This is a genomic window from Streptomyces sp. NPDC059851, assembly GCF_042732005.1.
In the GTDB taxonomy this organism is placed as follows: Bacteria; Actinomycetota; Actinomycetes; order Streptomycetales; family Streptomycetaceae; genus Streptomyces.
Genome location: NZ_JBHWJJ010000233.1, coordinates 1 through 6,663, shown reverse-complemented (window position 1 = coordinate 6,663; position 6,663 = coordinate 1). Strand labels below are relative to the sequence as shown.

5 protein-coding genes and 1 pseudogene are annotated in these 6,663 nt (G+C 73.3%); 2 read left to right on the top strand and 4 right to left on the bottom strand.

The genetic code is table 11. From position 1 onward, the window contains the following. From ACFV7Q_RS37950 to ACFV7Q_RS37935, 4 genes and pseudogenes are all read right to left on the bottom strand, one after another. A pseudogene (locus tag ACFV7Q_RS37950) lies at nt 1-950 on the bottom strand (excinuclease ABC subunit UvrA); the annotation flags it as partial. Between the two features lie 68 nt (nt 951-1,018). Next, nucleotides 1,019-1,429: a VOC family protein gene (locus tag ACFV7Q_RS37945; RefSeq protein WP_385435506.1), complete on the bottom strand. Its 411-nt coding sequence runs from the start codon at nt 1,427-1,429 to the stop codon at nt 1,019-1,021. Between the two features lie 10 nt (nt 1,430-1,439). Continuing rightward, complete coding sequence (locus tag ACFV7Q_RS37940; RefSeq protein ID WP_385435505.1) at nt 1,440-1,889, bottom strand: helix-turn-helix transcriptional regulator; 450 nt, start codon at nt 1,887-1,889, stop codon at nt 1,440-1,442. After that, on the bottom strand, nt 1,886-3,070 hold the full coding sequence (locus ACFV7Q_RS37935) for a PP2C family protein-serine/threonine phosphatase (RefSeq protein WP_385435504.1): 1,185 nt from the start codon (nt 3,068-3,070) through the stop codon (nt 1,886-1,888). The genes ACFV7Q_RS37940 and ACFV7Q_RS37935 overlap by 4 nt, the downstream gene beginning before the upstream one ends. A gap of 167 nt (nt 3,071-3,237) precedes the next feature. Between ACFV7Q_RS37935 and ACFV7Q_RS37930 the strand changes: the two genes are divergently transcribed. Then, nucleotides 3,238-4,284, top strand: coding sequence for a cyclase family protein (locus ACFV7Q_RS37930; protein ID WP_385435503.1), 1,047 nt, complete (start codon nt 3,238-3,240; stop codon nt 4,282-4,284). Nucleotides 4,285-4,416: 132 nt separating this feature from the next. Continuing rightward, nucleotides 4,417-6,663: SpoIIE family protein phosphatase (locus tag ACFV7Q_RS37925; RefSeq protein WP_385435502.1), on the top strand; the 2,247-nt coding region annotated here is incomplete at its 3' end.

Here is a 6,663-nt window from a genome sequence, read left to right as displayed (position 1 = left end):
ATCTTCGACGAGCGGGCGCCCTCGCTGAGCCGGGTGCCGTCGCACTCGGGGCAGGTGGTGAAGGTGACCGCCCGCTCCACGAAGGCCCGGACGTGCGGCTGCATCGCCTCTTTGTCCTTGGACAGGAACGACTTCTGGATCTTGGGGATCAGTCCTTCGTAGGTGAGGTTGACGCCGTTGACCTTCACCTTCGTCGGCTCGCGGTAGAGGAAGTCCTGCATCTCCTGCTTCGTGAACCGGCGGATCGGCTTGTTCGGGTCGAGGAAGCCCGACCCGGCGTAGATCCCCACGGTCCACACGTTGTCCGACTTCCAGCCGGGGATGGTGAACGCGCCCTCGGCGATCGACTTGGAGTCGTCGTAGAGCTGCGTGAGGTCGATGTCGGAGACCGTACCGCGCCCTTCGCAGCGGGTGCACATGCCGCCGGTGCGCTCGTAGGTCGCCTTCACGGTCTTGGTCTTGCCGGCGCCGCGGTCGACGGTGAGCCCGCCGCTGGCCCGGATCGAGGCGGTGTTGAACGAGTACGCGCTGGGCGGGCCGATGTGCGGCACGCCGAGCCGGCTGAAGAGGATGCGCAGCATCGCGTTGGCGTCGGTGGCGGTGCCGACGGTGGAGCGGGGGTCGCCGCCCATGCGCTGCTGGTCGACGGTGATCGCGGTGGTCAGGCCGTCGAGGACGTCGACCTCGGGTCGGGCGAGGGTGGGCATGAAGCCCTGGACGAAGGCGCTGTACGTCTCGTTGATCAGCCGCTGCGACTCGGCGGCGATCGTGTCGAAGACCAGCGAGCTCTTGCCGGAGCCGGAGACGCCGGTGAACACCGTCAGCCGGCGCTTCGGGATCTCGATGCTGATGTCCTTGAGGTTGTTCTCCCGCGCGCCGACCACCCTGATCAGGTCATGACTGTCGGCGGTGTGCTGCGCGGGCGGCTGCGGGTTCTTGCTCGTGGCCATGCTCTCGGTCGTCTCCATCTGTGGGGCCGGCCGGCCCGGTCGAACGGTCTGGGCGGTTCCGGACCGCGTCAGGGCAGTTCCTGGATGCGGATCAGGTTGCCCGCGGGATCGCGGAACGCGCAGTCGCGGATGCCGTACGGCTGGTCGGTCGGCTCCTGGACGACCTCGGCGCCGTCGGCGGCCACGCGCTCGAAGGTGCCGTCGACGTCGGCGGTGGCCAGGAGGATGCCGGCGTAGGTGCCCTTGGCCATCATCTCGGTGACGGTGCGGCGCTCGTCCTCGGTGACGCCCGGGTCGGCGGCCGGGGGGTGCAGGACGATGGAGGTGCCCGACTGGTCCGGGGGACCGACGGTGATCCAGCGCATGCCGCCGTATCCGACGTCCTTGCGGACCTCGAAGCCGAGGGTGTCGCGGTAGAAGGCCAGGGATGCGTCCGGGTCGTCGTGCGGGAGGAAGCTCGCGTGAATCCTGATGTCCATGACCGTCACGCTAGCCGCGGTCCCCGGCCCGTGCTTCTCGATTCCTGACCGGTCTGGTGACCTGCTTCGCCACGCACGACGGGATGCCCTCCGTCGCGCCCGCCGCCTCGCGCCGGTAGGCGCTGGGCGGCATGCCGACCAGCTCGGTGAAGCGCGTGCTGAAGGTGCCCAGGGACGAGCAGCCGACCGCGAAGCAGACCTCGGTGACGCTGAGGTCTCCGCGGCGCAGCAGGGCCATCGCACGCTCGATGCGCCGTGTCATGAGATAGCCGTACGGGGACTCGCCGTAGGCCCGCTTGAACGCACGGCTGAGGTGCCCCGCCGACATGTGCACGCCGCGGGCGAGGGCCTCCACGTCCAGCGGCTGCGCGTACTCGCGGTCGATCCGGTCACGGACGCGGCGAAGCAGGGCGAGGTCGCGCAGGTGCTGCGCGGGTGCTGCGTCGGATCTTCCGGTCACCCGGACGATCGTGCCACACCTGCCTCCTCCTCGGTGGACGCGTCCGCAGCGGGCTCCACGCCGATCCGGTCGACGAGGATGACCGCCACGTCGTCGGCGAGGCAGCCCTGGGTGTGGCGGACCAGTCCCTGGTGCAGGCCGTCCAGGAACTCCTGCCCGGGGCGGTCGTGCATCGCCTCCATCGCCTCGGGGAGGGCGAAGAAGGCGTTGTCGCGGTCGCGGGCTTCGATGACGCCGTCGGTGTGCAGCAGCAGCCGGTCCCCGGGCTCGAACGGGTAGCTGTCCGCTTCGGCGGGGGGGTCGGTGATGAACTCCTCCAGGCCGAGCGGCGGCAGCGGGGCCGCGGGCGTCAGGGCGCGGACCTCGCCGTGGCTCAGCAGCAGCGGGGGCGGGTGGCCGCGGTTGACCACCTCGACGACGGGGCCGTCCCGTACCTGGGCCACGACCGCGGTGACGAACGACTCCAGGAGGCCGTCCCCGGCGGACGCGCCCGCCACGGCGGCGTCGCGGCGCAGGGCCTCACCGCAGTGGTTCATGACCTCGACGAGCTCGTCCTCGTAGTGCACGGCCTCCCGGAACGCGCCCAGGACGACGGCGGCGGCCCGTACGGCGGGCAGCCCCTTGCCCCGGACGTCGCCCACGATCATCCGGACCCCGTAGCGGGTCTGGACGGCGTCGTACAGGTCGCCGCCGATCTGTGCGCCCTGCTCGGCCGCCAGGTAGAGGCTGGCGGCCCGTACCGGGCCGAGCCGGTCCGGTACGGGCCGTAGCAGGACCTCTTGCGCGGCCGCTGCGATGCGGCGGACCCGGTTGAGCTCGTTCTCCTGGCGCCTGCGTGCGGCGCGGCTCGTGGTGAAGCCCGCGAGCGATACGAGGAACAGGGCCAGGAAGTTGGTGTAGACCTGCTGGCTGCCCCAGGCCTGGTTGTAGGTGGCGGTGGCCACGCTCACGCCGACGGCGAGCAGCACCGCGGCGAGCGTGCCCACCGGGCCCATGGTCACCGCGGCCAGGGCCGGCGTCGCCACCAGGACCGGTCCGGTGTAGATGACGTGCGCGGGCGTGAACTCGACGGCGAGCACCGCGAGCGCGATCACGAAGGGCACGCATTGCGCGAGCCCGAAGAAGAGCTGGTGGTGACCGCCGGCTCCCGGTACCGCGGGCAAGTGGAAGAGCGCCCTCATGGCTCAAGCCTGCCTCGCCCCAGCGGATGGCTGCCAGTCGCCGCCGCTCGGGCGGCGCGTAGGAACCGCGGCGGGCGGGCATGGGCTTGTGTGCGGGCGTCGGGGCTCCGGTGCCGGGCCCCGCCTCGCCGGGGGGCCGTATCCGCCGAGCCTGGAGAGCAGTACGGATGAGCACCAGCCGCCCGGACGAACCTCCGACGCCGTCTCCGCCCGCAAGCCCGGGGCACGAACCTGCTGCCGACCCCGATCCGACTGACGGTCCCGGGTCGGACCCCGGGACCGGCGGCGGGCCCGGTTCCGGCCCGCGGGTCTCCCGCCGCGAGTTCGACGCCCTCTTCGCCGCGGTGCGGACCTGGGGCCGTTGGGCCGAAGCGGACCGCGGCGCCTGGAACCGGGTCACCCCGGACGGGGTGCGGCGGGCCGCCGCACTGGTCCGCTCCGGAACGGTGGTGCGCCTGGGGCTGCCCTGGAACACCCGGCCGGGGCCCGACAACGACAAGCCCGCGCTGCACTACATGTCCGATCTCGGGGACGTGGAGCCCCCCGAACCCGCGACGCACAAGGACTTCCTCGGCGTCGACTACCACGGCAAGGCCGTGAGCCACCTCGACGCGCTGTCACACGTCGCCTACCGGGGGCTGCTCTACGAGGGGCGTCCGGCCCGGGAGGTCGTGGACGCCGGCGGTGCGCGATTCGGCGCGGTGGCGGCCCTCGGCCCCCTGGTCGCCAAGGGCGTGCTCCTCGACCTGCCCGCCGTCCTAGGGGTGGACTGGCTGGAGCCCGGGCACGCGGTCCGGGCCCGGGACGTGCTCGCCACCGAGGCGGCACTCGGTGTGCGGATCGACGAGGGCAGTGCCGTACTGCTCCGCTCCGGCCGGTTCCGCCGCCGCCGGGAGCTCGGCCCCTGGGACGTCGCCGCGGCGAGCGCGGGCTTCCACGTGGACGCGGTCCCGCTGCTGGCCGAGCGTGCCGTGAGCCTGCTGGGCGGCGACGGGGACAGCGACCTGCGACCGTCGCCGGTCGAAGGCGTCCACTCCCCCGTCCATGCCCTCGCCGTCGCCGCGATGGGGGTGCCGTTGCTGGACAACCTGGATCTGGAGGCGCTCGCCGCTGCCTGCGCCGGGGCGGGGCGCCACGAGTTCATGATCGTCGTGGCGCCGTTGAACGTGCCCGGCGGGACCGGGTCGCCCGTCGATCCGGTGGCGGTCCTGTGACGGACTTGCGGCGGGGCGTGACGCCGCCCCGCAACCGCATTCCGGGTGAATCAGCGGGAATATACTCAAAATGCACTGGCGCGTTGCAAGCATCCTGTACGGGTCGGCACCCGGCCGAGGGAAGTGATGCAGATGGGGGTCACGGGAGACCAGATCGGCCCCGCACGCTCCCGTGAGCGGTTCCTGCTGGGCGAGCCCGTCGAGGGCGGAGTGCGCAGCGCGATTCTGAGCTCGTGGGAGCGCTGCCGGCTGCTGGGGCTCTCGCCCGACCAGACCGAGCTCCCCTTCCGGGACGATTTCGATCCGGACAGCCAGCTCGTCCGTGCTGCCGCACCCGTGCTCGACCAGCTGGCGTCCCGGTTCGCGGGCAGCCGGATGAACGTCTGCCTCGCCGACGGGAACGGGACGGTCCTCCAGCGCCGCTTCGGGGAGCCCTCGCTGGCCCACAGCCTGCCGCCCATCCAGACCGTGCCCGGCTTCGTCTTCGCCGAGCGGTTCGCGGGGACCAACGGCATCGGCCTCGCGCTCGCCGAGCGCCGGCTCGTCCGGGTCTACGGCGCCGAGCACTTCGCCGAACGCTCCCAAACGAACGCCTGCTCCGCCACCCCCATCCGCGACCAGCTCAGCGGGTGCGTCGTGGGCGTCCTCTGCTTCGGGTACCCGCACTCCTACGAGGACCCGGCACTGCCCGTGCTGGTCCGCCGGGCCGCCGCGACCATCGAGCGGCGGCTGATGGAGCAGAGCTCGGCGCGGGAGCGGGGGCTGCTGCGCACGTACCTCGACGCCCGGGAGCGCACGCGGAGCGGGACGGTCGGCAACGGGGTGTCGCTCGGGCTGGACGAGGTGTCGGACGGCGCGCTCGACGCGCACGACCAGCTGATCCTCAAGGAGAGGGCCACCGAGCTGATCTCCTCGGCCCAGCGGGCCTCCGTCGAGGTGCCCCTGCCCCACGGCCGCGGCGTGACCCTCTTCAGCAATCCCGTCACGAGCAGCGCCGGGGTGGAGGGCGTCGTCGTCGAGGCCGTCCTCTCCGGGGACGCCCTGCCCGTGCACCACCTCGCCGCCGCCCCGCCGCACCACGGACCGCCCCGTCCCGCCGGGCACCGGACCGGACCGCCGCCCGGCCCCCTCGCGCAGGCCACCGGCCCCGCGGCACCGGTCGGCGGCGACGGCCCGGGCCCCGACGGGCCCGGCCGCGAAGGCCCCCGCCGCAGCGGCACGGTCAGGGGGCTGGTGCTCGTCGGCGAGCCGGAGGTCGGGAAGTACGCGGTCGCGGCCCGCCGCCGGCTGGAACTGCTGGCCGAGGCCAGTACCCGCATCGGCACCACCCTGGACGTGACCCGCACCGCCCGGGAGCTCGCGGAGACGGCGGTGCCGCGGCTGGCCGACCACGTCACCATCGACGTGCCCGAGCCCGTGCTCCGCGGCGACGAGTCCCTGGACCCCGGGGGCGACCTCCAGCGCCTGGTGGTCCACGGCGTCCACGGCGACGCCCTCTTCGACCCGGTGGGCGAACGGCTGGACCTGCACCCCGGCACCCCGCACATGCGGTGCCTGGCGAGCGGGCAGCCGGTAGTGGAGCGCGACCTCGCCTCCGCCGTCGGCTGGATCACCCAGAACCCCGCGCGGGCCCGGCGCATCCTCGCCCACGAGGTGCACTCCCTCGTCTGCGTCCCGTTGCTCGCCCGCGGCCTGTTGCTGGGCATCGCGAGCTTCTACCGGTCGGCGGACTCGCCGCCCTTCGGAGAGGACGACAGCCGGCTCGCCCAGGAACTCGCGGCCCGCGCCGCCCTGTGCATCGACAACGCCCGCCGCTACACCCGCGAGCACAACCTGGCCCTGGCGCTCCAGCGGAGCCTGTTGCCACGCGGCCTTCCCGAGCAGAGCGCCGTCGAGGTCGCCCACCGCTACCTGCCCGCCGAGTCCGGAGTGGGCGGCGACTGGTTCGACGTCATCCCCCTCTCCGGCACCCGCGTCGCCCTGCTCGTCGGGGACGTCGTCGGGCACGGGCTGCACGCCGCCGCCACGATGGGCCGGCTGCGCACCGCGGCGCGCAACTTCGCCGAACTGGAACTCGCCCCCGACGAGCTCCTCACCCACCTCGACAACCTCCTGGTGCGCCTGGACCGGGAGGAAGGCGGCGGGGACGGGCCGGCCAGCACCGGCATCGTCGGCGCCACCTGCCTGTACGTCGTCTACGACCCCACGACACGCGAGTGCACCATGGCCCGCGCCGGCCACCTCCCCCCGGCGCTGGTCCACCCGGACGGCACCGTGTCCTTCCCCGACCTGCCGGCCGGCCCCCCGCTCGGCCTGGGCGGACTGCCCTTCGAGACCGTCGGGACCACCCTGCCCGAGGACAGCACGCTCGTCCTCTAC